Origin of the sequence: Aliidiomarina sanyensis (assembly GCF_003987175.1) — a bacterium.
GTDB lineage: Bacteria > Pseudomonadota > Gammaproteobacteria > Enterobacterales > Alteromonadaceae > Aliidiomarina > Aliidiomarina sanyensis.
Genome location: NZ_PIPM01000001.1, coordinates 435,933 through 461,811, shown reverse-complemented (window position 1 = coordinate 461,811; position 25,879 = coordinate 435,933). Strand labels below are relative to the sequence as shown.

27 protein-coding genes and 1 pseudogene are annotated in these 25,879 nt (G+C 53.9%); 19 read left to right on the top strand and 9 right to left on the bottom strand.

What is annotated here, in order from left to right; translation table 11 throughout:
• Nucleotides 1-85: 85 nt before the first annotated feature.
• On the bottom strand, nucleotides 86-1,609 hold the full coding sequence (locus tag CWE11_RS02140) for a protein adenylyltransferase SelO (protein ID WP_126775942.1): 1,524 nt from the start codon (nucleotides 1,607-1,609) through the stop codon (nucleotides 86-88).
• Between the two features lie 132 nt (nucleotides 1,610-1,741).
• Here CWE11_RS02140 and CWE11_RS02135 point away from each other — a divergent pair, with 132 nt between their 5' ends.
• On the top strand, nucleotides 1,742-2,986 hold the full coding sequence (locus tag CWE11_RS02135) for an amino acid ABC transporter substrate-binding protein (RefSeq protein WP_126775941.1): 1,245 nt from the start codon (nucleotides 1,742-1,744) through the stop codon (nucleotides 2,984-2,986).
• Nucleotides 2,987-3,168: 182 nt separating this feature from the next.
• Here CWE11_RS02135 and CWE11_RS02125 read toward each other — a convergent pair whose 3' ends face one another.
• Entirely contained in the window at nucleotides 3,169-4,458 is a 1,290-nt protein-coding gene (locus CWE11_RS02125; RefSeq protein WP_126775940.1) for an ISL3-like element ISPpu12 family transposase, read from the bottom strand.
• Between the two features lie 95 nt (nucleotides 4,459-4,553).
• Nucleotides 4,554-5,009 carry an Hg(II)-responsive transcriptional regulator gene (gene merR / locus CWE11_RS02120; RefSeq protein ID WP_008609174.1) on the bottom strand — a complete coding sequence of 152 codons (456 nt, stop codon included), beginning with the start codon at nucleotides 5,007-5,009 and terminating at the stop codon, nucleotides 4,554-4,556.
• 71 nt (nucleotides 5,010-5,080) lie between these two features.
• On the opposite strand from merR, the gene merT reads away from it, so the two are divergent.
• The 6 genes and pseudogenes from merT to CWE11_RS02090 form a co-directional block, all read left to right on the top strand.
• Entirely contained in the window at nucleotides 5,081-5,446 is a 366-nt protein-coding gene (merT, locus tag CWE11_RS02115) for a mercuric ion transporter MerT (protein ID WP_126775939.1), read from the top strand.
• A 15-nt stretch (nucleotides 5,447-5,461) separates the two neighbouring features.
• Nucleotides 5,462-5,737, top strand: a complete 276-nt coding sequence (gene merP / locus CWE11_RS02110; RefSeq protein WP_016915549.1) for a mercury resistance system periplasmic binding protein MerP — start codon at nucleotides 5,462-5,464, stop codon at nucleotides 5,735-5,737.
• Nucleotides 5,738-5,764: 27 nt separating this feature from the next.
• The gene (gene merC, locus CWE11_RS02105; RefSeq protein ID WP_000522993.1) at nucleotides 5,765-6,172 is read left to right on the top strand and encodes an organomercurial transporter MerC; all 408 of its coding nucleotides are present in this window, start codon (nucleotides 5,765-5,767) and stop codon (nucleotides 6,170-6,172) included.
• A 38-nt stretch (nucleotides 6,173-6,210) separates the two neighbouring features.
• The gene (gene merA / locus CWE11_RS02100) at nucleotides 6,211-7,893 is read left to right on the top strand and encodes a mercury(II) reductase (protein ID WP_003055149.1); all 1,683 of its coding nucleotides are present in this window, start codon (nucleotides 6,211-6,213) and stop codon (nucleotides 7,891-7,893) included.
• Between the two features lie 17 nt (nucleotides 7,894-7,910).
• Entirely contained in the window at nucleotides 7,911-8,276 is a 366-nt protein-coding gene (gene merD / locus CWE11_RS02095; RefSeq protein ID WP_001277463.1) for a mercury resistance co-regulator MerD, read from the top strand.
• An 11-nt stretch (nucleotides 8,277-8,287) separates the two neighbouring features.
• Nucleotides 8,288-9,334 (top strand): annotated as a pseudogene (locus tag CWE11_RS02090) (Tn3 family transposase); the annotation flags it as partial.
• Nucleotides 9,335-9,340: 6 nt separating this feature from the next.
• Here the strand turns inward: CWE11_RS02090 and lspA are convergent.
• Nucleotides 9,341-9,844: a signal peptidase II gene (lspA, locus tag CWE11_RS02085; RefSeq protein ID WP_126775937.1), complete on the bottom strand. Its 504-nt coding sequence runs from the start codon at nucleotides 9,842-9,844 to the stop codon at nucleotides 9,341-9,343.
• 3 nt (nucleotides 9,845-9,847) lie between these two features.
• Nucleotides 9,848-10,744, bottom strand: a complete 897-nt coding sequence (locus tag CWE11_RS02080; RefSeq protein ID WP_126775936.1) for a cation efflux transmembrane domain-containing protein — start codon at nucleotides 10,742-10,744, stop codon at nucleotides 9,848-9,850.
• Between the two features lie 95 nt (nucleotides 10,745-10,839).
• Here CWE11_RS02080 and cadR point away from each other — a divergent pair, with 95 nt between their 5' ends.
• Nucleotides 10,840-11,247 (top strand): Cd(II)/Pb(II)-responsive transcriptional regulator, encoded by a 408-nt coding sequence (cadR, locus tag CWE11_RS02075; protein ID WP_024126910.1) that lies wholly within the window; start codon nucleotides 10,840-10,842, stop codon nucleotides 11,245-11,247.
• Nucleotides 11,248-11,357: 110 nt separating this feature from the next.
• On the top strand, nucleotides 11,358-13,487 hold the full coding sequence (locus tag CWE11_RS02070; RefSeq protein ID WP_126775935.1) for a sensor domain-containing protein: 2,130 nt from the start codon (nucleotides 11,358-11,360) through the stop codon (nucleotides 13,485-13,487).
• Here CWE11_RS02070 and CWE11_RS02065 read toward each other — a convergent pair.
• Entirely contained in the window at nucleotides 13,466-14,761 is a 1,296-nt protein-coding gene (locus CWE11_RS02065) for a M20 family metallopeptidase (RefSeq protein ID WP_126775934.1), read from the bottom strand. The two genes, CWE11_RS02070 and CWE11_RS02065, sit on opposite strands and share 22 nt — an antisense overlap.
• Nucleotides 14,762-14,906: 145 nt before the next feature.
• Between CWE11_RS02065 and CWE11_RS02060 the strand changes: the two genes are divergently transcribed.
• The 4 genes from CWE11_RS02060 to CWE11_RS02045 all read left to right on the top strand — a co-directional run bounded on the left by CWE11_RS02060 (nucleotide 14,907) and on the right by CWE11_RS02045 (nucleotide 18,302).
• On the top strand, nucleotides 14,907-15,527 hold the full coding sequence (locus CWE11_RS02060) for a M48 family metallopeptidase (protein WP_126775933.1): 621 nt from the start codon (nucleotides 14,907-14,909) through the stop codon (nucleotides 15,525-15,527).
• Between the two features lie 220 nt (nucleotides 15,528-15,747).
• The gene (locus tag CWE11_RS02055) at nucleotides 15,748-16,386 is read left to right on the top strand and encodes a hypothetical protein (RefSeq protein WP_241971693.1); all 639 of its coding nucleotides are present in this window, start codon (nucleotides 15,748-15,750) and stop codon (nucleotides 16,384-16,386) included.
• A gap of 138 nt (nucleotides 16,387-16,524) precedes the next feature.
• Entirely contained in the window at nucleotides 16,525-17,280 is a 756-nt protein-coding gene (locus CWE11_RS02050) for a hypothetical protein (RefSeq protein WP_126775932.1), read from the top strand.
• A gap of 86 nt (nucleotides 17,281-17,366) precedes the next feature.
• Nucleotides 17,367-18,302, top strand: a complete 936-nt coding sequence (locus CWE11_RS02045; protein WP_126775931.1) for a surface lipoprotein assembly modifier — start codon at nucleotides 17,367-17,369, stop codon at nucleotides 18,300-18,302.
• On the opposite strand, the gene CWE11_RS02040 is transcribed toward CWE11_RS02045, so the two are convergent.
• On the bottom strand, nucleotides 18,299-19,765 hold the full coding sequence (locus tag CWE11_RS02040) for a S8 family serine peptidase (RefSeq protein ID WP_126775930.1): 1,467 nt from the start codon (nucleotides 19,763-19,765) through the stop codon (nucleotides 18,299-18,301). The two genes, CWE11_RS02045 and CWE11_RS02040, sit on opposite strands and share 4 nt — an antisense overlap.
• Before the next feature lie 169 nt (nucleotides 19,766-19,934).
• On the opposite strand from CWE11_RS02040, the gene CWE11_RS02035 reads away from it, so the two are divergent.
• Genes CWE11_RS02035 through CWE11_RS02020 form a run of 4 tightly spaced genes read left to right on the top strand, consistent with a single transcriptional unit; the run spans nucleotide 19,935 to nucleotide 22,664 of the window.
• Nucleotides 19,935-20,441, top strand: coding sequence for an RNA polymerase sigma factor (locus CWE11_RS02035; RefSeq protein ID WP_126775929.1), 507 nt, complete (start codon nucleotides 19,935-19,937; stop codon nucleotides 20,439-20,441).
• The gene (locus CWE11_RS02030) at nucleotides 20,441-21,139 is read left to right on the top strand and encodes an anti-sigma factor family protein (protein WP_126775928.1); all 699 of its coding nucleotides are present in this window, start codon (nucleotides 20,441-20,443) and stop codon (nucleotides 21,137-21,139) included. The genes CWE11_RS02035 and CWE11_RS02030 overlap by 1 nt, the downstream gene beginning before the upstream one ends.
• A gap of 39 nt (nucleotides 21,140-21,178) precedes the next feature.
• Entirely contained in the window at nucleotides 21,179-21,712 is a 534-nt protein-coding gene (locus CWE11_RS02025; protein WP_126775927.1) for a CC0125/CC1285 family lipoprotein, read from the top strand.
• Nucleotides 21,713-21,725: 13 nt separating this feature from the next.
• Nucleotides 21,726-22,664: a diacylglycerol/lipid kinase family protein gene (locus CWE11_RS02020; protein ID WP_157981272.1), complete on the top strand. Its 939-nt coding sequence runs from the start codon at nucleotides 21,726-21,728 to the stop codon at nucleotides 22,662-22,664.
• A 1-nt stretch (nucleotide 22,665) separates the two neighbouring features.
• Here CWE11_RS02020 and CWE11_RS02015 read toward each other — a convergent pair whose 3' ends face one another.
• Nucleotides 22,666-23,820 (bottom strand): DUF3080 family protein, encoded by a 1,155-nt coding sequence (locus CWE11_RS02015; RefSeq protein WP_126775925.1) that lies wholly within the window; start codon nucleotides 23,818-23,820, stop codon nucleotides 22,666-22,668.
• Here CWE11_RS02015 and CWE11_RS02010 point away from each other — a divergent pair.
• Nucleotides 23,807-24,457: a riboflavin synthase subunit alpha gene (locus CWE11_RS02010; protein ID WP_126775924.1), complete on the top strand. Its 651-nt coding sequence runs from the start codon at nucleotides 23,807-23,809 to the stop codon at nucleotides 24,455-24,457. The genes CWE11_RS02015 and CWE11_RS02010 overlap by 14 nt on opposite strands.
• Nucleotides 24,458-24,497: 40 nt before the next feature.
• Here the strand turns inward: CWE11_RS02010 and CWE11_RS02005 are convergent, their stop codons facing one another.
• Entirely contained in the window at nucleotides 24,498-24,707 is a 210-nt protein-coding gene (locus CWE11_RS02005) for a zinc ribbon domain-containing protein (protein ID WP_126775923.1), read from the bottom strand.
• Between the two features lie 141 nt (nucleotides 24,708-24,848).
• On the opposite strand from CWE11_RS02005, the gene CWE11_RS02000 reads away from it, so the two are divergent.
• Nucleotides 24,849-25,742, top strand: coding sequence for a DMT family transporter (locus tag CWE11_RS02000; protein WP_126775922.1), 894 nt, complete (start codon nucleotides 24,849-24,851; stop codon nucleotides 25,740-25,742).
• Nucleotides 25,743-25,879: the final 137 nt, after the last annotated feature.

Here is a 25,879-nt window from a genome sequence, read left to right as displayed (position 1 = left end):
GGCATGGGGTTGAAAAATCGACAAGCGACAAGCGCACTTTCACAGCAGCGAACCCACTATCCGACATGGTGAAAGTACGTCGAACTTAAGTGCCACAAAACGTCCGTGTGACCTGTTGGTCGGGGGCCGGCGGCTGCTCTAAATCACGAAACTCCTCGATATCCGCATAGGGTGAAGCCCAAGCACGGAGCAATCGATGGAAGCGACTCAGGTCTCCGTCATGTTCAGCTTCAAAAATTGCTGCTGCAATTTGATGGTTTCGCGGGATCCGACGTGGGTTTGCGTGGGTCATCCGTTCAGTGATTTGCTCAGATTGCTGAGTGCTTAGGTGTGAGAGCCATTCATCAATCCATTGGGTGAGAACTTCATCATTCGGATCCGCCTCTAAAGCCGTGCAGATCAAATCTGCTGTGATCTCCGTGTGGTACAAGTAACAATCTGTTAGTGCAGTAAAACTGCATGTGAAATCACGTTCATTCACCTCTAGCCAGGTAAGAAATTGTTCAATGAGATTGTGGATACGTGCTTGCGTATCACTATTTTCCGTCACACCGATCCCAAACTTACGAGCCATACACTGCAGCCAAACGCTCTGATAATCTTGCTCGAAGTTTTGTAAGAGCGCTGTTAGGTGGGTCACAGCGTCGGACTCGTTTTTATGGATAAGTGGGAGCAGCGTTTCTGCAAAACGCGCCATGTTCCAGTGAGCTATCCGTGGCTGGTTCTCATACCGGTAGCGTCCGTGTCGGTCAATTGAGCTAAACGTTTGGTTTCGTCGAAAGACATCCATGAAAGCGCAGGGGCCATAATCAATTGTGTCCCCACATATACTGGTATTATCTGTGTTCATGACTCCATGAATAAAACCAACCCGCTGCCATTCAGCCACCAGTTTCATTTGCGCTTGAACGACTGAATGAAAAAATTGACGATAACGTAATGTGTCTGGCTTGATCTCCAAAAGCGCCGGAAAATGTCGCGCAATAACATAATCAGCCAGAATTTTTACGTGCTCAGGCCCGCCGTGGACCGCAGCGTACTGAAATGTCCCCACCCGAATGTGGCTCTGGGCCACGCGGGTAAACACAGCGCCCGGAAGCGCTTCATCTCGATAGACCCATTCGCCCGTTGCAATCGCTGCAAGTGCGCGCGTGGTGGGAACACCTAACGCGTGCATTGCCTCGCTTACGAGATACTCTCTAAGGACGGGACCGAGAGCGGAGCGTCCGTCTCCACCGCGCGAGAATGGCGTCGGTCCGGATCCCTTGAGTTGCAAATCGAACATTGCCTTTGGTTCACGCGTGGTCAGTTCGGTGAGGAGGACCGCGCGCCCATCACCGAGTTGGGGGACAAAATGACCAAACTGATGACCCGCGTATGCTTGTGCGATAGGGTGCGCCCAGGAAGGACACTCATTTCCGGAGAAGATGTCCAGCGCCTCGTCTTGGGTCAACCCTGATAATCCTAATTTGTTCGCAAGTTCGACATTCCATGCAATCCATTGAGGTGCTGCAACCGGTGTGGGGGCAATGGCCCGCGAAAAAAAAGCTCCAAGCTCGGCATAGCTGGCACTGAAATTGGCTGTTTGCGAGCTTGATAATGGCGGCATGGAAGTCTTCCTCTCTCAGGCGTAAAACTAAGTTAAAGGGGGTTCGCGCGTTCTCTCTTGATTGTGCTATGGTGAATTTTTTCTTGGCGTCTGTCGAGTCCATTCCAATGTTTCTATCAAAGGGAAAGCGTCATGTTGCACGTTAACAGGTCACAAAAATCAAGAGACACGCAGTGTCAAAGCAATTTACAGCCAATCCTACAGGGAGCCTCCAAAGCGTTTCTGCTATTTGGGGCGGTTGCGCTTGTGAGTGCGTGCACGCCTGATACTCCGCCGGATCTATTCATTGATGGACCCACGCCAATTCGTGTAGGAGCGACGATGTCGCAAAGTGGTGCACTTGCAACGCAAGGTACCGCGGCAATGAATGGATATCGGTTATGTGAGGCGCATTTAAATTCAAGTGGCGGAGTTTTGAATCGGCCCGTCGAGTTTATTATCTACGATGATGAATCGAATTCAGAGCAAGCTCAAGCACTGTATCGCCGGCTCATTGAAGAGGAGGGTGTGGATGCCATTCTCGGTCCTTATGGCTCAACCTTAACCGAAGCGGTCGCACCCATTACCGAGGAACATCAATACGTCCATATTTCTCCGCTCGCTGCGACCTCTTCAATTTGGGAGCAGGGGCGTGAGTATCTATTTATGGTGTTGCCACCAGCGGAAGTATTTTTGAGTGGTGTCATTGCACTTGGCGAGCGCGAGGGTTTCACCCAATTTGCGGTTCTGCAAGAAGATGCTTTATTCCCGCGTGCAGCGGGTCAGGGCGCCGTTGATGAAATTGCGGCTCGCGGTCTTCATCTTGTGTTTCACGAAACCTACCCAAGTGGGGTCGGTGATTTTAATTCGATTGCGCAGCAGCTCGCAGATGAAGGAGTGGAGGTGCTTGCCATGGCCGCAAGCGCGCTAGATGATTTTATCGCGATGCGTGAGGCCCTAATTGAAACAGGTATCGAACTGAAGTTATTCGGTACCTCGGGTGCTGTGCAAGAATTTTCCGATGCCTTAGGTGAACATGCGAACGGTGTGTTAGGTCTTTCCGCATGGGAGCCAACCCTGGACAATCCGGGGGTTGATACCTTTACACAGACCTATCAAGCACGCTTTGAGCGTGCTCCGAGCTTCCATGCCGCGGGGGCTTATGGGACCTGCCAAATTTGGGCGGAAAGCGTGCGGCGAGCGAATTCGTTAACCGCCGATAGTGTCCGGCGGGAAATCCTTGATCTTGATATTTACACGGTATTTGGACGGTTTCGCGTGGACGAGCGTGGTTACCAAATCGCCCACCAAGGTGTCATTATTCAATGGCAAGATGGTGAAAAAGTTGTGGTCTGGCCCGATGAGCAGGCCAGTGGGGAGTTGGTTCGGAATTGGTGAAAAACGTTTACATTGAATCATAAACTGTCATTGAATTAGATGATAAAATTTAACGCACATGTTAACTTAATATCACTTTAAGTGCGTTGCAGCGCGGATTTTATTGGCTGTACTTTCTAATATTGGGTATACGGATTTAATGGTTGATGGGGCACCTTCACCCCATCAATCTGATACCACCCTCAGATGGTTGATAGATCGACTCCGTAGTTGAGTTCCTCTGCGAAGTCCGGCAGTCCGTAACCGATGGTTTTCTTGTAGAAAGGAGAGACCTTCGCAGTCGGTGCCTTCTTCTTGTGCTTCGTGGTGTAGAGCATTCGTGCCCGCATCACCTCGAAGGAGTAACCGCGCCCTTCACGGTTCTTGTCCTTGGCCAGTCGGTTGATGGACTCCGTGTAAGCGTTGGTGACGGGCATGTCCGTCTCGAAGTAGGTGATGGTCTCTTCGCGCCAGTTTCCCACTGCCCTGACCAGATCGCTCCAGACTTCCTTTTGGCCCTTCGGGATGGTGGCTATCCACTCGTCCAGGGCGGCTTCTGCCTGGAGCCGTGTGGTGGCGTCCCAGATGCCGTAGAAGCGCTCCTTGTGCTCGTAGGCGGCCAGCAGTTGCGGGAACGCGCCTGTCCAGGTCTCCATGATGAGGCGCTCCCGGTCTGAGACTTCGTGAGCGCGTTTCAGCAGGATTTTCCGGTCTCCCTTGAGAGTCCGGCTCTGGGACGGTTTCAGTTCCTTTCTGAGGCCCTTGCGCACTCTCTCTAGGGCATCGTTGGCCATGCGCACCACATGGAACTTATCGACCACGATACGGGCCTGGGGCAGCACAGCCTTGACCGCTGCCCGGTAGGGGTTCCACATGTCCATGCTGACGATCTCGACCTTCTGCCGGTCTTTCAGCTTCATCAGGTAGTTGGTCACCACGTCCTGGCGGCGGGTGGCCAGCAGGTCGAGCAGGGTTCGCTCCTCAATGTTGGTCAGAATGCAGCGGTAGCGCTTGTTCAGGTATAGCTCGTCAATGCCCAGGATGCGGGGCGTCTCGAAGCGGTGCCAGCGCCCCAGGAACTCGGCGCGGGCGTTGAAGATGTCGCGCACCGTCTTCTCGTCCAGGCCGGTCTGTGCCGCCACAAAGGTGTAGGGGTGGTTGAAGGATTCCTTCTCCACGTACTCATGCAGCCGCAGTGTCATACGGAATCCGTCCACCATCTCCGGTAGCTGGGGCCTGAATGTTGTCTTGCAGGCCCGGCAGGTGTATCGGCGGCGGACCACCCAGAGAGTGACCCGCTTGCCGTGGATGGGCAGATCACGATAGGGAACGTCACGCTTGCCGAACCGTACGAACTCACCCTGCACGCCGCATTCCTCGCAGGCGATGGGATCGGGCACGTCCACCTGGAAGTGCATTTCGTCGTCGGTTGATTTGCAGCCCAGTACTTGGTATTGCGGCAGGTGAAGGATGTTGTCGGGAAGTTCGGTCATGGTGTTGTATAGGCGTAGGTGTCAGTCAGATCCATCCGGCTCGGCATTGGTGTTTGCTTTTTGGGGTCGTCTCAGAATTCGGAAAATAAAGCACGCTAAGGCGTAGTCACCCCGTGACTCCCCCGCGCCGATGCAGCGAGCTTCGTTCCGTCTTGCAGTGACACAATCAGCGGGCAGGAAACGTTCCCTTTCCGCGCATGGCAGGCGCACACCAGTTCAGACAGCACGGCCTCCATGCGTGCCAAGTCGGCCATCTTCTCGCGCACATCCTTGAGCTTGTGCTCGGCCAGGCCGCTGGCTTCCTCGCAATGGGTGCCATCCTCCAGCCGCAGTAGCTCGGCGATTTCGTCCAGGCTAAAGCCCAGCCGCTGGGCCGATTTCACGAACCGCACTCGTGTTACATCCGCCTCGCCATAGCGGCGAATGCTGCCATAGGGCTTGTCTGGCTCCGGCAGCAGGCCCTTGCGCTGGTAGAACCGGATGGTCTCCACATTGACCCCGGCCGCCTTGGCAAAAACGCCAATGGTCAGATTCTCAAAATTAATTTGCATATCGCTTGACTCCGTACATAACTACGGAAGTAAGCTTAAGCTATCCAAACCAAATTTGAAAGGACAAGCGTATGTCTGAACCACAAAAGTCTGAACCACAAAACGGGCGCGGCGCGCTCTTCGCCGGTGGGCTGGCCGCCATTCTTGTGTCGGCCTGCTGCCTGGGGCCGCTGGTTTTGATCGCCTTGGGGTTCAGCGGGGCATGGATCGGCAACCTGGCGGTGCTGGAACCCTATCGCCCGATCTTCATCGGCGCAGCGCTGGTCGCGCTGTTTTTCGCCTGGCGGCGCATCTACCGCCCGGCGCAAGCCTGCAAACCGGGTGAGGTCTGCGCGATTCCCCAAGTGCGAGCTACTTACAAGCTCATTTTCTGGATCGTGGCCGCGCTGGTCCTGGTCGCGCTCGGATTTCCCTACGTCATGCCATTTTTCTATTAATCACAGGAGTTCATCATGAAAAAACTGTTTGCCGCCCTCGCCCTCGCTGCCGTTGTTGCCCCCGTGTGGGCCGCCACCCAGACCGTCACGCTGTCCGTACCGGGCATGACCTGCCCCACCTGCCCGATCATCGTCAAGAAGGCGATTTCCAGGATTGAAGGCGTTGATAAAGTTGACGTTACCTTCGAACCACGCGAAGCGGTTGTCACCTTCGATGATGCCAAGACCAGTGTGCATGAGTTGATCAAGGCCACTGGCGATGCGGGCTTTCCGTCCAGCGTCAAGCAGTGAGCCACTGAACCCGAACCTGGGGCGATCATGGGACTGATTACACGCATTGCCGACAAGGCTGGCGCGCTTGGCAGCGTTGTTTCCGCGATGGGATGCGCTGCCTGTTTCCCGGCTATCGCCAGCCTGGGCGCGGCCATCGGCCTTGGCTTTCTACAGGAATACGAAGGGTTGTTTATCTCCAAGCTGCTGCCGCTGTTCGCAGTCGTGGCTTTGCTGGCGAATGCACTGGGCTGGCTGAGTCATCGGCAATGGTACCGCAGCCTGCTCGGGATGGTCGGCCCAGCCATCGTGCTGGCGGCCATGCTCTTGTTTTTTGGCAATTGGTGGACGGCGAACCTCCTCTATGTCGGTCTGGCCTTGATGATCGGGGTGTCGATCTGGGATCTGCTCTCACCGGCCAACCGCCGCTGCGAACTACCACCCAAACACGGCTAACTGCATTGGCAGTTGCCGAAACGACAAGGAACGATGCAATGTATTTGAATATCACCGGAATGACCTGCGACTCGTGCGCGACACATGTCAAGGACGCCCTGGAGAAAGTGCCGGGCGTGCTGTCGGCGCTCGTGTCCTACCCGAAAGGCTCCGCGCAACTCGCCACCGATCCCGGCACCTCGCCAGAGGCGCTGACCGCCGCTGTGGCCGGCCTCGGCTACAAGGCCACACCCGCCGATGCCCCATCCACTTCAGCGCGGGGCAGACTGCTTGGCAAGGCGCTGGGATGGCTGGGCGGTGGCGACAAGGCTGGTGGTGATGGGGACGGACTGCACGTCGCCGTTATTGGCAGCGGCGGAGCCGCGATGGCGGCGGCGCTGAAGGCCGTCGAGCAAGGTGCGAACGTCACGCTGATCGAGCGCGGCACCATCGGCGGTACTTGCGTCAATGTCGGCTGCGTGCCGTCCAAGATCATGATCCGCGCTGCCCATATCGCCCATTTGCGCCGTGAAAGCCCATTCGACAGTGGCATCGCGGCGACTGTGCCTGCGATTGATCGCAGCAAACTACTGGCCCAGCAGCAGGCGCGCGTCGATGAGCTGCGCCACGCCAAGTACGAAGGCATCCTGGACAGCAACCCGGCCATCACCGTGCTGCATGGTGAAGCGCGTTTCAAGGACGACCAGAGCCTTGCCGTCCGTTTAAACGATGGCGGCGAGCGTGTGGTGGCGTTCGACCGCTGCCTGGTCGCCACGGGTGCCAGCCCGGCCGTGCCGCCGATTCCGGGCCTGAAAGAGTCACCCTACTGGACTTCCACCGAGGCCCTGGTCAGCGACACCATTCCCGAGCGCCTGGCCGTGATCGGCTCGTCTGTGGTGGCGCTGGAACTGGCGCAAGCCTTTGCCCGGCTGGGCAGCAAAGTGACGATCCTGGCACGCAGCACGCTGTTCTTCCGCGAAGACCCGGCCATCGGCGAGGCCGTTACAGCCGCGTTCCGTGCCGAAGGGATCAAGGTATTGGAACACACGCAAGCCAGCCAGGTCGCGCATGTGGACGGCGAATTCGTGCTGACCACCGGGTACGGTGAAATACGCGCCGACCAGCTGCTGGTCGCCACTGGCAGGGCACCGAACACGCGCAGCCTGGCCTTGGAAGCGGCGGGAGTCGCTGCCAATGCGCAGGGGGCCATCGTCATCGACAAGGGCATGCGCACCAGTACGCCACACATTTATGCGGCTGGCGACTGCACCGACCAGCCTCAGTTCGTCTATGTGGCGGCAGCGGCCGGCACCCGTGCTGCGATCAACATGACTGGCGGCGATGCGGCCCTGGACCTGACCGCAATGCCGGCCGTGGTGTTCACCGACCCGCAGGTCGCCACCGTGGGCTACAGCGAGGCGGAAGCACATCACGACGGGATCGAGACCGACAGTCGCACCTTGACCTTGGACAACGTGCCGCGTGCGCTTGCCAACTTCGACACACGCGGCTTCATCAAGCTGGTCATCGAGGAAGGTAGCGGACGGCTCATCGGCGTGCAAGCGGTGGCCCCGGAAGCGGGTGAACTGATCCAGACGGCGGTGCTCGCCATTCGCAACCGTATGACCGTGCAGGAACTGGCCGACCAATTGTTCCCCTACCTGACCATGGTCGAAGGGCTGAAGCTCGCGGCGCAGACCTTCAGCAAGGACGTGAAGCAGCTTTCGTGCTGCGCCGGATGAGGAAAAGGAGGTGTTCAATGAGCGCCTACACAGTGTCCCGGCTGGCCCTTGATGCCGGGGTGAGCGTGCATATCGTGCGCGACTACCTGCTGCGCGGATTGCTACGGCCGGTCGCGTGCACCACGGGCGGCTACGGCTTGTTCGATGACACCGCGTTGCAACGGCTGCGCTTTGTACGGGCTGCCTTCGAAGCGGGTATCGGCCTGGACGCACTGGCGCGGCTGTGCCGGGCGCTGGATGCTGCGGACGGTGACGGTGCGTCTGCGCAGCTTGCCGTGTTGCGGCAACTCGTCGAGCGTCGGCGCGAGGCCCTGGCCAGCCTCGAAATGCAACTGGCCGCCATGCCAACCGAACCGGCACAGCACGCGGAGAGTCTGCCATGAACAGCCCAGAGCACTTGCCGTCTGAGACGCACAAACCGATCACCGGCTACTTGTGGGGCGCGCTGGCCGTGCTCATTCGGCAACCCTTCGCCGGCAACTGGGGTGACGGCACCACGTCATCGTCGGACGGCCAGAACTTCAGAACCGGCAGCAAAGCAGAAAGCACTGGTCATATCAACCCGAAGTATGGAAGCAGTCCAGGACGGACTTTCTACACCCATATCTCCGACCAGTACGCGCCCTTCAGTGCCAAGGTGGTCAACGTGGGCATTCGTGATTCAACTTACGTGCTTGATGGCCTGCTGTACCACGAGTCGGACTTGCGCATCGAGGAACACTACACCGACACGGCAGGCTTCACCGATCACGTGTTTGGCTTGATGCATTTGCTGGGATTTCGCTTCGCGCCGCGTATCCGTGACTTGGGCGAAACCAAGCTATTCATCCCCAAGGGCGATGCCGCCTATGACGCGCTCAAGCCGATGATTAGCAGCGACAGGCTGAACATCAAGCAAATACGCGCCCATTGGGATGAAATTCTGCGGCTGGCCACCTCCATCAAGCAAGGCACGGTAACGGCTTCGCTGATGCTGCGCAAACTCGGCAGCTACCCGCGCCAGAACGGCTTGGCCGTGGCGTTGCGCGAGCTGGGGCGCATCGAGCGCACGCTGTTCATTTTGGATTGGCTGCAAAGCGTGGAGCTGCGCCGCCGCGTCCATGCGGGGCTGAATAAGGGCGAGGCGCGCAACGCGCTGGCCAGGGCGGTCTTCTTCTACCGATTGGGTGAAATCCGCGACCGCAGTTTTGAGCACCAGCGCTACCGGGCCAGCGGCCTCAATCTGGTGACGGCGGCCATCGTGTTGTGGAACACGGTATATCTGGAGCGTGCCACCAGTGCTTTGCGTGGCAACGGCACGGCGCTGGACGACACATTGTTGCAATATCTGTCGCCGCTGGGGTGGGAGCACATCAACCTGACCGGCGATTACCTATGGCGCAGCAGCGCCAAGGTCGGTGCGGGGAAGTTTAGGCCATTGCGACCGCTGCCACCGGCTTAGCGTGCTTTATTTTCCGTTTTCTGAGACGACCCCTTTTTTACCCAACAAGCTGCTGGAAACTAAAAGTAAGGCACCGAGGACAATTGCAATATCAGCCAGGTTGAAGGCCGGCCAATGCCAGTCTCGCCAATAGAAATCAAAGGAATCCACAACATAGCCGCGAAAGACCCGGTCAATCAGGTTGCCCATGGCGCCACCGAGGATAAGACTGTAAGCGATGGCTTCTCCTTTATGACGATTTTCAAGGATCAGCTTGATCAGAAAAATCGAGACCACTACCGCGATTCCGATAAAAAAGTAGCGCTGCCAGCCTCCACCATTCGCAAAAAGACTGAATGCGGCACCGGTGTTCCATAGGTGCACCCAGTTAAAGAACGGGGTCACCGAAACATACTCGCCATAGGCCATTGATTGCTGCACCAGCCACTTTACAGCCTGATCAGACGCTGCCAGCAGGCCCGATATGGACAATAGGGCATACGGCGAGAGCTTTTTGCCAATAATGAGCATTATTTAACCCTTCAACGCCAGAATGCGTCTGGCACCGTTAAGTACAATGACCCCCGCGATGGTGCCGATAATCAGATCCGGATAATTGGACCCGGTCCACGCGACCAGGGCGCCGGCGGTGATGACCCCCAGGTTGATCACCACGTCGTTGGCCGAAAATATCCAGCTAGCCTTCATATGAGCTCCGCCCCCTCGATGTTTGGATACCATCAGCAGACAGGCGGTATTGGCAATCAATGCGACGAATGCGATGGCTATCATCACCAGCGATTCAGGCTCACTACCGAATACAAAGCGCCTCACGACCTCTACGAGTACGCCAACAGCCAAAACCAGTTGGACCACACCAGCAACGTGCGCAACACGGACCTGCCTTTTCACGCTATGCCCAACCGCATAAAGAGCGAGTCCGTACACTGCCGCATCAGCAAAATTGTCCAGGGACTCTGCAATGAGGCCAGTTGACTGAGCCATCAGACCGGCAGTCATTTCCACCACGAACAGAAGTGCATTGATGCCGAGCAACCAGCGCAGGGTCCCGGATTCTTGCTTAGCAGAAGCTGCCGAGAACTCGGCGGCCTTGATGGTCTCCGGATTTGCAGCAACGCTTTCCTGAAGCGAGGCGCCTAGCCCCAAGGTCTTCAGTTTCGATGTGACGGGCTCGACCTCGCCGTCATGCACGACCTTCAGCCGGCGGTTCGACAAGTCGAAGGACAGCGCTCGAATCTCCTCAAAGCCGCTCAGGGCTAGGCGAATCATTCGCTCTTCTGACGGACAGTCCATCTTCGGCACGGCATAAACGCTGACCCATCTCCCCGGCGCTTCGGAGGAGGCCTGTATATCGGTATCCGCCGCAGGCCTTGCATGGTCGCCACAGGGGCCTCCGCAGTTTTTACTCATGATATGACTCCACTTGAATGTGATCGGGTTTTCATTTAAAACTATATAGTCGCTATAAGGTCAATAGCGTAGATAATCCGTTGCGGAGGAACCCGATGCGTATTGGTCAGTTGGCACAGTCAGTAGGGGTAGATACACAGACGATCCGCTTCTACGAACGGCAGGGCTTGTTGCCGCCGCCTGGTCGGCAGGAGAACGGTTACCGTGTCTATACCGAGAAACACGTTGAGCGGCTGGCCTTTATTCGTCGCTGCCGCATCCTGGATCTGTCACTGGCAGAAATTCACGAACTAAAGCGCTATCAGGACGACCCTCATCAGTCCTGTACCGCCGTCAACGCCTTGCTCGATGATCACATCTCTCATGTGCGGTCGCAGATAACCGCTCTGCAAGCGCTTGAGAAACAACTCGTTTCACTGAGAGCGAGTTGCAACGATGACCGGGAAGTTGAGGCGTGTGGGGTTCTTGCTGGAATTAGCGAAGGAAACATGCACCAGCAGTAGGTGAAGCATCAACCAGATAATCCGATGAGATGCCGGTCTGTCTCACTCTCATGCAAAGGTAAGATCAACCATTTAATCCGCTTACCCCTAATATTCAGGTCAGAGAGTTTATGAGTTCACGCGAGCAGGAAAATCGTTACCGCAATTTATTCTCAAACCACCCTGACCAGGTGTATACGCTTGACTTCGATGGTTTTATAACCAGTGCGAATCAAGCAACATGTGAATTACTGTCCTGTGATGAATCTGGCATTATCGGACACCACTTCACGGAATTTATGCTAGAGGAGGACAAACCGGCGGTTTTTCATTATTTCAACCGTGCAAAAGCAGGAGAGACGGTTCGCTATCGAACAAGAGCTCTCAGCACGGATGGTAGTATTCAACACATTGAAATCATTAACTTGCCGTTGACGATCGAAGACAAAGTGATTGAAGTCTATGGGATCGCCAAGGATATCAGTCAAGAACTTATTCATGCGGAAGAATTGCACTTATTAAGCCGGAGTATGGAGGCGAGTGCCAACGGTGTCATAATTGCCGACGCAAAAAAGACCGATCAACCTCTCATCTATGTTAACCCCGCTTTTCTCGCAATGACTGGGTATGCAAAGCATGAAGTGATCGGTCGCAATTGTCGCTTTTTACAAGGTCCTGAGACAGACGCCGGGGTTGTCGATATGATTCGAGCCGGCTTACGTGAAAGAAAACAGGTCAGTGTCACGATTCTGAACTACCGGAAAGACGGGACCATCTTTTGGAATGATTTGCAGATTTCTCCTGTACGTGATGACACGGGGCAGGTGACGCATTTTATCGGTATTACACAAGACATTACGCAGCGCATTGATATTGAGCAACGCCTAGACTATCAATCGACCCATGATCCCCTGACCGGCCTACCGAATCGATTTCAATTTGAAGAGCGGCTGGTCCATGATACCGATCTTGCACAGCAACATGGCCGCGCTGTGGTTGTATTGTATATTGATTTAGACGAATTTAAACCCATAAATGACAGTCTCGGACACGAAGTGGGTGATCAAGTTTTGCAGTTGGTAGCCGAGCGAATTCAACGCGTTATTGAAGTCGGTGATACCGTCGCTCGCTTCAATGGAGATGAGTTTTTAGTTCTGCTGCCATCTCTAATTCAAATTGATGATGCGCAAATAGTCGCGGAGCGAATCCTAACGCAAATCTCGCAGCCTTATGTGGTTGGGGCAGAGACGCTATACATCACCGCCAGTATTGGTGTAGCGGCGAATGAACGGGGTGTTGACAAACATATCGATCCGCAGCCCCATATGGTTATTCGGCAGGCCGATATGGCGATGTATCAAGCAAAAAAAGCAGGCCGAAACACCATTCACTGGTATTCATCTGAAATCACAGAACAAATGAGCGAACGAGTGATTTTGCGGCGGGAGCTGGAAAAGGCAATGCAGAAGGGTCATTTAGCGCTGCATTATCAACCCATTGTAGACGCCCGTACGAGCAGACTGATTGGCGTTGAAGCACTGGTGCGCTGGAACCATCCAAAACGTGGATTAATTTCACCCGCTGTTTTTATCCCCCTTGCAGAGCAAACAGGACAAATTATTTCGATCGGGGATTGGGTGTTGCGCGAGGCTTGTGCAAACATTTCCGAAATCCAGCGAGCAGCGGGCCATGAGCTGACCATTGCGGTTAATATCTCACCCTTACAATTTGCACGAAGTCGTTTTATTGAGCGTATTGAGTCTGTATTGGAGACGTTTCATCTTCCCCCAAAATCTCTCGAGCTTGAGGTTACCGAGGGGGTGTTTCTTGAAGATGAGGCGCTTGCATTTGAGGTGCTTGAGAGTATCCGAAACTTGGGTGTTCGTGTGTCGATCGATGATTTTGGTACGGGGTATTCCAGCCTGAGTTATCTGCGCCGTCTGCCCGTCAACAAAATTAAGATTGATCGGAGTTTTATTCGGGAAATCACGCAAAATACGCGCGATAAGGCAATCTTAGGTGGGATCATTGAGCTCGCGCACCACCTAGATTTACAGGTCGTTGCAGAAGGGGTCGAAACCGCAGAGCAAGCGCAAATTCTTCAGCAATTTCGTTGTGATCATCTCCAAGGCTTTTATTTTGCGCGGCCGATGCCATTCAGCGAGCTACTCAACTATATTGCGGCGGCGAGGGCGCGGGATGCCGCGACCTCGCGGGCGAAGAAGCAAGAAAACCTGGGTCACTCAGAGACTTCTGGGTAATCCAATACCCAGTTGATAAATAATTCAGTTCCGACGCGCAGAGCATCTTCATCAACATAAAAGTAAGGTGAGTGGTTACTGGGCGCGGTCGCTGGATCTTGATCGGGCGGTGTAATACCAAGGAAGACAAATAGGCCGGGAACTTCCAGTGCGTAGAATGAGAAATCTTCTGCCCCGGTGACCAAGTCTGCTTCATATATTTTATCAGCGCCAATTACACGCTCGATGGTTGGCAACATGCGAGCGGTGAGTTCAGGATCATTGATCGTAACGGGATAGCCTTCGTGAATCTCTACTTCAACTCGGGCACCACTTGCGGCTGCAGTATGTTCTGCCGTTCGTTTTAGTTTTTCAAAGATTTCTTGTCGCAATTCCATGTCGAAATTTCGGATCGTTCCTTCGAGGTAGACTTCATCTGGAATAATGTTATTACGAACACCGCCCTCGACAATCCCAAAACTAACGACAGCCGGTGCGCGCGTAATATTGATTTGGCGGCTAACGATGGTTTGCACATTGTTGATGATTTGACCGGCAACCACAATGGGATCCACGCCACCCCATGGTCGAGAGCCATGGGTTTGTTCTCCAATGACGCGAATCTCAAAGCGATCAGATGACGCCATCAACGGGCCTTTTCGATACCCGATATGTCCAGTCGTTCCAGCCGACCAAACGTGAATACCCATCACAGCCTCTGGCTTAAGAAGATCAAATAAGCCTTCGGCAAGCATAAGCTCGGCTCCGCCTTCTTCACCCGGAGGTGCCCCTTCCTCGGCAGGTTGGAAGATAAACATAATGTTGCCTGCCACCTGGTCTTGAATACCCGCTAAATACTCGGCTGCCCCCATCAGCATGGCAACATGGGTATCATGCCCACAGGCATGCATAACGGGCACTTCACGTCCTCGATATTCTCCGGTCGCGGTTGATGCGAAGGGAACATCCGTGAGTTCACGTACGGGCAAGGCGTCCATGTCCGCGCGCAAAGCAATGTTTGGTCCAGGTTTTCCGCCTCGAAGAATGCCAACGACACCGGTATGGGCAATGTCTGTAGTAACTTCAAGGCCAAGAGCCCGCAGGTGATCAGCGACGAGCGCAGCGGTACGAAACTCACGGTTGCTGAGTTCCGGGTGTTGGTGAATGTCGCGGCGCCACTCAATCACTTTTTGCTCGAGGGAATCAGAGATTTCAACGGGAGCCGCTGTCGTAGGAGTGATAAACGCGGTTGCGAGTAAAAAAGAGCTGCTGAGAAGTGCGATACGGGTCAGCATGTTTTTTTCCTTTTGATATAGGCTATGAGGCTGTTGAGCGTTAGGATACAAAGGTGAATGACTTCTTCAGTATTGCAGTCTCCGTGCGGGGGCGCAAACTTCATGTTCCCGCGCAAATGAGGCGTGGTAAGGATTGCAAGGTATCATGTCGCTTTGGTCGGCTTTCAAGACACAGGACAAAGCACGGCGTTCCGTGCAAAAAAAGCATGTGAGCTATGTACTGAATGTGGCTGACGTATCGATTGAAGTCACTCGAAAAGTAATGAAAAATGTGCGTCTGCGCGTGGTGGGAAGTGAAGGCAGGGTGCGTGTTTCCGCACCACATTGCTACCCTGAAAGTGCGCTGCGCGAGTTTCTTCACGAACGCCTGCCATGGATCAGGAAACAACAAACTCGGCTTCGCCATGCACCTACGCAAACCCCGATTGATAACTCACCTGAGGCTCGCCGAAAACTCGCTGCGCTGATAGAAAAGTATCTTCCCCTGTGGGAGCAACGGTTAGGTGTAAAAGCAAGCGGCTTTGGTGTCCGAGCCATGCAGACCCGGTGGGGAAGTTGTAATGTGAGAACGCGAAAAATTTGGTTAAGCATGATGCTTGCGCATCGTGATGAAGCCTTAATTGAATATGTGCTTGTACACGAATTAATTCATTTAATTGAGGTTCGTCACAGCGCACGGTTTTATCAGATCATGGAACAGGCCATACCGAGGTGGAAGGAGCTCCACCGTGCGCTGCATAATCAGGCAGAACAAGTCACCTTGTAAAACTCTGAATTCAATTCTTTCAACCCTTAAGTCTGCGGACTACATGAGGAAGAGCATTCCGATTGCGAGCACAGTGCTTATTAAGATTGCCGGAATGGACCACTGATGGAAATACCGTACGTATCGGTTGCATGAGCGCGCTATGTTTGAATCTGATAACTAGAGTGTATAGAGTGTCGAAGATTTTCGATATAAATGAACATAAAAAGTGGAGTCGAACATGAAAAAAATTGTCCATACGCTGTCGTTCACGGCCGCAGCTGTTCTCGTTGCAACTGGGTGCAGCAATATTTCGGCGGCGCAAGCGAGCACGCCCATTGTGAAGCCTGCGCCTTTGGTATCGATTCCAACCCATGATGCATTCTTTGAGCATCTGCGCGCCCACTGTGGAAAAGCCTATGAGGGGCAGGTGAGCGTTAATAATCCGGTGAGCTCAGGTTTTGAAGGCCGTTTGATTATGCACGTGCGGAAGTGCAGTGAAAATGAATTACAGATTCCATTTCACGTCGGTGACAATCACTCGCGCACGTGGATCCTAACGAAAACAGGTTCGGGTATCTCCCTCAAACACGATCATCGGATGCCCGATGGTAGCTATGATGAGTTGACCATGTACGGTGGGCATACGGTGGATGCTGGTTTTGAAAACTCCCAGTCATTTCCGGTCGATCAATACTCAAAGGAGTTGTTTGCTGCGTTGGGGATTCCAGCGTCAAATACGAATATTTGGCAAATGTATATTTACCCGGAAGAATTTACGTACCGCTTAATTCGGGAAGGGCGTGAATTTCGGGTCGATTTCGATCTGACCACACCGGTGGATCTGCCCCCAACGCCTTGGGGTTATGCCGACGAATAAGTCGTGTTGATTGCATGGAAAGGCGCTCGATGAGCGCCTTTTTTGCTTCCTCCCGGGAATTCACAGAATCTTTACGGAATAGATTTCGTTGATTAGCCGTTACCCAAGTGTCATTCGACGCAACTGGAGGTAATGACCATGAAAGCGAAACAAACTGCAATTGTAAAACCATCTGTATTGGCTCTGTCGTGTGCATTGGCGCTTGGGATGTCTGCACCTCTCGCGCTCGCCGATGAGCAAGATGCATCTGCGGATGTTGAAGTGGGCGTTCAGGTGTCTGCCCAAGCATCAGCCCAGTCGTCCTTGCAAATGGGTGCAAGCGCCGACGATGAAAGCACCCCAGAAACGGGTGATGATGAGTCCCCTGACATGGATCCTGAGTTCGAAGGGGATGTTGAGGGTGAAGCAGAAGCTGAAGCCGAAGCGAATGTTGCGTTTGGTCTGCAACTCTCCGAGACCATTGAAAATGCGCGAGAAGAAGGCGAGTCGGTTGCCGAAGCGGTGCTAACCTTCTTGGCTGAACGCGCGGAAAATGGCGAACAGCGCGCGCAAGCGGGTCTTGAGCGAGCGCAAGCGCGGGTTTCACAAGCCCAGGGGCGTGCGGAAGCAACAGCTGAAGCGGGTGTGAGCGCAGCAGCAGATGCAACGGCACAAGTCGGTGAATCGACCTCAGCACTCGCTCGCGACACCGCAAGTGAAATGCGTGGCGTGATGGCCGATATTGTGCGCAGCGAGACAAGCGGCGGTATTGGCGCGGAAGTCAGTGCGGAAGTTGCTGGGCAAGTCGGTAGCACGGTATCGGAGAGCGTCCGCTCAACGGTGAGTGATACCGCCCGCGATACGGTTCGTGAGAACGTTCGTGAACGGGTACGGATTCGCCCAACTGGCGGATAATTGCTCGGTCGAATAGCGAGGGGGCGCTTTCCCCCTCGCTTTTTTCTACTTATATTTTCTCTCAGGGTTCCGAGAAGGATGTTCTTATGTATAGCGCTTCAAAACACGGTGGGTGCGCGCTGACGCTGATCGCGGCACTCGTTTTAAGCTCACTTGCAAGTGATTCTGTGGCAGCCACCGAAACCAACGTCGATTTTCAATTCCGGGCGGATGCCTCCCGTGAATATAACAGCAATGTAAGCGTGACTGAGCTTGAGACGGCCATTGGTGAGCCTGATCATGCATGGGTTTACGAGTTAGGTGTCGACATGCAGTGGCAAGCCACTGACCAGGTGAATTTCGATGCTGGATATAGTTTCAGCGACCGGCGTTACGATCAGTTCTCCGAGTTTGATTTAGCCATGCATTTGCTCTACGGCGATCTCAGCTATGCGCTTGACACATGGACGGTCGGGTTTGCTTATTATCTTGCCGACGCTGATCTCGGTGGTGATTCATTTTTAACCCTGCATCAGCGCGCTTTGTACGCATCACGAATGTTCGGCGAGCAGTGGTATATTCGCGCTGCGCTAAACCAAACCGATAAATCATTCGCGACACTGGCTGAGCGCGATGCCGATACACTGGGTGCTGGCGTGGATGCGTTTTACTTTTTTGGCGAGGGTCGTCAGTTTATATTGCTGGGAGCATCCCGTGATGACGAAGATGCTCGAAACGGGATTTTTTCTTACCAAGGAACGACGGTGCGTGCCCGCTATTCTCACCGCTTTTCGCTGTGGCAACGAGATGCGCGGTGGCAACTTAGTTATCGCTGGCACGATCGGGACTACAAGGCGACGCATCCGTCCGTGGGCGCTCCACGAAGCGATCGACACCATGTAATCGAGAGTCGGGTTGAAATCCCGGTATGGCGTGCGCTCAGGGTGCTTGGAAGCGTTGAGCGTGGGCAATACGACTCGAACCTCGAGACGGCTGACTACGCCGAGACGCGTGCAAGTGTGGGCTTGCGAATCCAGTTTTAACGGTTGGGTGTACGCGGGTGTAAAAGGCCATAGCCAAATACAGGGCTGTGGTCTTTTTCACTGAGCGGGAGTGCAAGTTCTCGCAAGTGAAGCCGAGTCGCTTCCACCGTTCCTTGATCGTGGCATGCCGCAAATGCAGTGACAAAAGGCGCGGCCATCGACGTTCCCGACTCATAGCCCCAACTCGAATTGGCGCGAACCGTTTTAACCGAGACACCATAGGCGGCAAACTCGACATGCTCGCCTTGATTCGCCCACCGATAAATACCGCCATGCCGATCAACCGCCGTGACCGCAATGACCTGTTGATACGCAGCGGGGTAGAGCGGCTCGGCATGAGGTCCTTCATTGCCGACCGCTGCAACCAGAATCAGCCCCTGTTCCGTCAGCCGATCGATGGTCCGCTCTAACAGACGGTTTGGTGGGCCACTTAAGCTTAAATTGATAACCCGCACCTGAGCTTCATGCAACCAGCTCAACGCTTGAATCAGGTGCGTGACCGTGGCGCCCTGATGCATCTCAGATTGCCGATAGAAGACCTCAGCGTGAAACACGTGAGCGTTTGGAACTAAGCCTGAAAAGGACTCCGATTCCCCGATAAGAAGTCCCGACACGGCGGTTCCATGGTGTCCCGGCTGTGCAATGCTGGTTTCAACAAAGGGGCGGCGTTGGAAACGGTTCTCTCGGACACTGCGAGAAAATGCTTCATGCTGATACTCAATCCCGGTATCAATCACGCCTATTTTCACGGGTTTCTCGCAGACGGCAGCGGTTGGCCAGTCCAGTCCTGCGGTTTGCAGATCAGCAAAGAAAGCGGATGCTGGGGGACCAGAAGCGCGATTGGCCTGGTATACATGGTTTCGATCAAGCACATCATGGAGAGCAGATGGAACAAGTCGTTGAACGCCTTCCCTATTATCGAGATGACGGGGAACCACGAAGGTCGCAAGGATGGCGTCAAGACCACTTAAATGCGCGGTTTCACTTAAAAAACCCCACAATTCGGGCGCTTCTGTCGCAAGGGCATCAAACTCTTCCGCCGACAGCAGCAAAACCCATTGCCGTTCGATTGCCCGTCGGCCAGGCTCGATTTCAATTTCGACAAACCGCTCGATGCCCTGACGGTCAAGTATGGCAAGCCGTTCCGGTAAGATGGCGTGCTCACTGAATCCAATGCTTCGCTCAATGGCTCGCTCGGTGACAGCCACAATGTTATCGAGAGCGCGTTGGGGCCCGGATGCATCGGTGCGCTCAATGGTCCGTTCAAGGCGTTCTGCTTGGCGTTGCGCACGCTCCACGTGCCGTTCAACCGTGCGTTCAATTACGCGTTCCGGTGGGTTTACGACAGGCACGTTGGGAATCTGCTGAGCCCAAGCGTTACTGACAAGTAAACAGCCAACGACGATAGACATTCGTGTGATTGTGGCAGTCATGGCCGATACATCGGGTAGAGAAATACGCATATCTAAATTCTATACTCATGGTTTATAAAGTAAACTCGTTTTACGAAAGGATAACGAATGAAGTGACCGATTCATTCCGAGATACGGGAATAAAATAAGTAAGTGAGCCGTTATCCCCACAAGATAGCTTCATAAGTTCAGATAGTTTCATTCAAACGAGGGGAGTTTCATGCGGAAAAAATCCGTATTGCAAGCAGAAATTGCGAGTAGTTTACCGGCGCTTCGCCGTTTCGCGTTCTCGTTAACGACGTCAATGGCGGATGCCGATGACCTCGTGCAACAAACGGTAGAGCGTTTATTGACGCGTCCAATTCCAGAAGACGCTGCGTTGCTGCAATGGGCTTTTCGTGTGTGTCGAAACTTGTGGATAGACGAATATCGAGCCCAACGCGTTCGCGATAATGCACTTACGGACCCGCAATTTCAGGATACAGTTCAGTTCCATGTGGAAGACCAAGCAGAACAAGCGCTGGAGCTGAGCGCTGTTGGGGCGGCAATGACTACATTACCTGCGGAACAACATGAAGTCCTCGTACTCGTCGCAGTCCAGGGGATGTCGTATCGCGAGGTGTCCGAAACATTAGAGATTCCGATTGGCACCGTGATGAGCCGCTTAGCTCGCGCACGTGTGGCCCTTGCGGATCGATTAAATCAACCGGCGGAGGCAATGCACTAATGAAGCTTACTGATACGCAATTATCCGCATTTTTGGATAACCAATTACCTAGCAGCGAAATGGACGCGATCCGTGAGGCGCTTGCAATCCATCCTGAACTGGCGGACCGATTAGCGGCGTTGAGTCAAGTGGACGCGCAGGTCAGCGCCTTTGCCCAGCAAATTGATGGAAAACCGATCAGCGCTGGGTTACAGCGTGCCGCATTTTCAGCGCCAGCACCGGAATCCACATCGGTTTTTACTCGTTGGCCATGGCTCTCGCAACGCAGCGGGCCGGTTGCCCTTGCCGCCAGCGTCATGTTGATGTTTGGAATCGGTCTGGGGCAGTGGATGCAAACAGCCCCGCCCGCACAAGAAAATGAGCAATGGGCCGCGATCGAAGCGGTGCTCCATTCGCTGCCGAGTGGCGAAGCCACGGAGGTTCAGGGCGTCACAGTTCAGACTTACTTTTCTTTCACCGGTGCGGATGGTCAGTTGTGCCGCGCCTATCAAGTGCGTGACACGCGTGCGCGGGATGAAGTGGCTTGCCTTGCAGATGGTCACTGGCAGGCGGTCGCGAGTGTCTATCAAACTGTCGCAGGTCAAACGGAATATAGTGCGGCATCGGCCAGTGTCGTTTTAGATTCGGTCTTAAATCAATTGGGGGCGTCCGCACCGCTAACACTTGAGGAGGAGCGGGCGGTACTGGCCCGAGACTGAGCCCCGTGATCTATACTTGAGATTGACGACAGGAGAATCATGATGATCAAAGCCTACATGAAATTAAGTTTGGTTCTTGTGATGATTACCGTGGTGAGCGCGTGCGCGAGTTCACCAACTTATCGCGAGGCAGATGGCCGCGGATTTGGTTATTCAGAGCGAAAAATCGCGGATGATCATTATCGCGTGCATTTTAAATCACGAGGAGACAATACCAGTCTTGCGATGGATTACGCGCTTCTTCGAGCGAGCGAGGTCACATTGGCGCAAGAATATGATTGGTTCCGCGTGGTCAATCGCGAAACCTTTGTGAATCGCGAACGCGTGAGCTCAGGTACCAGTTTTGGCGCTGGGGCTGGATATGAGACGATTCGTGATTGCACGCCCCTCGGCTGTCGCGTGTATCGTCGACCCGTCCGTCACTATAATATCGGGATGTCATTGGGCGACTCGCGCAGTGAAGTGGAGGTGGTTCTGGAAGTTCGAATGGGCCGAGGGATGCGCCCTGAACAAGAACAAACCTTTGACGCGCGCGAAGTTTATGAGAATCTAAAGCCTGAGAGTTCATCCTGACGAGGGAAATACGTTGGAACCTGAACGGACCAACCGAAGTTTGTCACACCGGATCCTTGTGCTTAGTAATCCACAGAGCCGTCGCTATCGGGCGCGGCTCGTGGATACGGTCATCGCGACGATTGAGGCGGGCGGTCGAGAGGCCATTCGCCTCGAAACCTTTGCAGATGTTGATCGCACCGTGGAAGCGGTTGAGCATCTGATGCAGCAATATCCGAGCGAAATCACCGACGCGGTCGTGATTGGCGGCGATGGCACGCTGCACCTCGCAGTCAACGCGCTAGTCGGGCATCGCGTGGCCATTGGATATATTCCGAGCGGGACAGGCAATGATTTTTCCCGGGGCTTTTTTGGTAAGCGCTACAATGATCAAAGTGATGCGAAATGGATCGCACAAGCGTTACATGGAGAACTTGTCACCATTGACCTTGGACAGATAAATCAACGCTATTTTGTGAATGTCGCCGGCATTGGTTTTGATGCGCGGGTGGTACAGCAACTGCGCGGGAAAAAAGGATGGTTTCCATCGGTCCGCTATGTCGGTGCTGCGTTGCGAAGTTTGTTGTTTGAAAAAGCCAATACCATCGAACTCGCCGGAAGCTCACAGAAACTTCTCGCCCTGTCCCGACGCCCGTGCTTTATGCTCAATTTTGCCAACGGGCCGTATTTTGGTAATGGAATGCAGATTGCACCCCATGCGAATTTCCACGATGGTAGCTTGGCCTATTGTTACATTGAGAACGCGGGGTTTTGGAAAAAGTTACTTGCTTTTAAACGCCTCTACCAAGGGCGCCATATTGATTTTAGAGAAGTCCACTGTGGGCAGTTCCATGCGGTACAGGTTGTAACGCCGGGGTTACCCATTGAGGCCGATGGCGAGTGGCTCGGTGAAACGCCCGCATTTGTCAGAACTCTACCAGCAGCGCTTTCGATTCGTCGCGCGTCAGCATAATTCAGCTGCCGATGCGCAAATCACACTGTTCGAGGAATACTTGCCACAGTTCCGCATGCTCCCGGGTTAGTGCGCGATTTCGCTCCGCGATGCTGTCGGTTCCCACCAGCGACTCGATATATGCAGTCCACTCTGGGTGCAGAACGTGGGCGGTTAACCGCTCTAACTCGCGGCTTACTTGATGTTGATAGCCTTGTAAGCGAGCGAGCTGGCCTTGCAACCCTTCAATCCAGAAATTCATCATCACATTCTGTAAGTATTCTGCTTCCCGGGGCGTGCCAACTCGCGCGCAACCCACACGTTGGGCCGCATTTTCCAATAGTTCGTTGCTCGTGATAAGTCCCTGTTGGACCACTTGTTGGGTTCGCCATAAATCACTCAGAAAGTCCTGTTGGCCGAGTGTCCGCATGTGGGATGTCCACGCTGAAGGGTCAACTTGATATCCTTTAGGATCCGCATTGAGGGCCGCAAACACATCCGCGAAATACGTGAGCGCTGCGATGCTCGCTTCAGCCGGGTCAGTTCCATCTAAGGTGAGTGGAGAGCGCGAGACCCGCAACCGACTGCGGATCACGTCATCACTGGTCAAGAAGCGGTCAATCCACAGGGGTAGGGTATCGATTTTGTGCGCAAGCGCTGATTCCAATATCTCGCGCAAATCATCACTCTCGGCGACCGGGGAATTCAAGCAATCTTGCAGGGCATCGATCATGCGTATCTCGTAGAGTAATCGTGCATCCACCGACTGAACGCGACCCAATGAACTGTTTCGCTCTGCGACAAGTGCTCCGGCGCGGCAGCGATTTAACCGTGTACTCGCGAGCAAGCCGATAGAGAACTCAGGAATCGCCTGCTGGACACTTTGGGTGCGTGGCATCCGCGGGTTTTCGGGTAGCGGTGCGGTTGGAATATCGGTATCAAGTAACCGCGCGAGGCGCCCTTGGTAGTCATCGAAATGATGGTCGACCGCACGTGTACAGGCGGTGAGTATCAGCACGCAGAGGGGGAACAGCAGCCAAACAAGGAAACGTTGCCAGTGTTGCCCCCGGTGAATTTCAGGTACACTTGCCTCGGTAACTGAGATGCTGCGCTTCGCATCTCGATATATCAGACATTTTTTTTTGTTGATTTCAGGGTGTCGCATGTTTACTGGCATTGTCCAAACTCAGGCTATCGTGCATTCGGTGGAGGATCGCGAGCAATTTCGTCAGTTGACCCTTCGGGTCGCACCGCAGTTTCTTGAACACATTGAAACTGGGGCGAGTATCGCAATCAATGGCTGCTGTCTTACGGTGACTCGTTTTCGTCTCGGGATTACTGAGTCCGGTGCGGAACCAGTCGTCCAAAGCGAAGTGTCTTTCGATATTATTGACGAAACGCTCCGTTTAACCGACCTTGGCGACCTTAAGCAAGGGGATATGGTGAACTTTGAACGCTCACTCACCCTTGGGAAAGAGTTGGGCGGCCACATTCTCTCGGGTCATATTCATACAACGGCAGTCTTAAAAGAACGGATTGATAGTCAGGATAATTGTCGACTTTATCTTGAGCTCGATTCCCAGTGGCTTGAATATATCTTGCCGAAGGGTTTTGTGGCAGTTGATGGCGCGAGTTTAACGGTCGGAGAGGTGACTGAGCGCGGTTTCTGGCTACACCTCATCCCAGAAACCTTAGCGATTACTATCTTGGGATCGGCGCGTCCGGGTCAGCGCATCAACATTGAAGCAGACCAACAAACGATGACGATTGTTGAAACAGTAAAACGCGTGCTTGCCCGTCAAGCAACCGGTTAATGCCGACTGAGGTTTTGCGCCACGAATGAGGCAAAACGCGTTAATAATATTGTTCGTCGTCAGCGGTTACGCGTAAGTGGATTTTATCGTCACCAATCTCACGATGCATGGTCACGTAAATTGAATCCCCGCAATTCGGGCATTCATCTTCATAGTTTTGTTCGTCTTCTGATGTATCGACATCCAGGTGCACGGTATGTCCACAGTGCGGACAATGAACGCGTGCATCAAACAGTTTTGCGTCGTCCATAATGTGAGTCCTGAGTTATTGTCGTTTCTTGTTGTCTGTCTTGCTTAAGCATAGCAAGAGCGGCAAAAATCGCTGCAGCGCCGCCATAGAAAGCGCATAAGTGATGTCATGTCGCTTAATTTTTTAGATGAAAGGTCTTTTATGAGTGTTTGGCTCGGACAATTGGCGGCTTTAAGTGCAGCGTTTTGCTGGGCTTTGGCCACGCTTCTCTACAGTAAATCGAGCCTTCATCTCTCAGCAGCTCAGCTAAATTTAGTGAAAGGCAGCGTTGCGACACCGTTACTGCTCCTCGGGCTGTGGCTCAGTACCGACATGCAAGCACTCTCTTGGACCACGTGGCCGTTGATTCTACTGGTTCTCAGTGGCGTTATTGGCATTACGATCGGTGACACCTGTTACTTTTCTGCACTCCGGCGCCTCGGCCCTGCGCATACCATTTTGCTGGAATATCTCGCGCCGCCACTTGCTGCATTGATCGCATGGCTTGTGTTATCGGAAACACTTACATGGGTTCAAGTCGTTGCAGGGATTGTGGTCATTCTTGGTGTGCTCAGTGTCCTCACGGAGCGACAACCTGTCGCCGGTGTGCCTCTGAGTCGGTCAGGATTGTGGTTTGGTGTGACGGCTGCACTGTGCCAAGCACTCGGTTTAGTGATGGCATTTCAAGCCTTTCAGCAGTTTGATATCAATGCAATGCAAGCTGCCATGATACGTCTTGGCGCAGGAACATTGGTTTTAACCTGTGCGCTGTTAATTATGCGACCAAAAATTCTCGGAGAAACAAAGCAAGCACTCGGGCAAACGAGAATATCGGTTCTGTTGGTTGCCATTGGCTTGGGAACCTTTGTCGCGATCTGGCTCCAACAGCTTGCAATCTCCGTTGTCAGCCCAGGAATTGCGCAAACGTTACTTTCAACGGCGCCACTGTTTATGTTGTCCTTGCAGATTATGCGCGGAAAACGAGTGAGCTTTCGTGCTCTGCTCGGTACGTTGTTTGCGATGTTCGGTATTATGGGGTTGTTTGTATTTGCATAACTGGATGCGACTGCTATCCGCTGTGTCGCGTTGCGTTCACTGACGCAAACCGTTAAGATTGCCGAGTTTTCAACTTCGCTCGTTTTTGTCATGCGCCGCAAAGGTGCTGTCGCACAGAACGATTTAAAGATGTACAT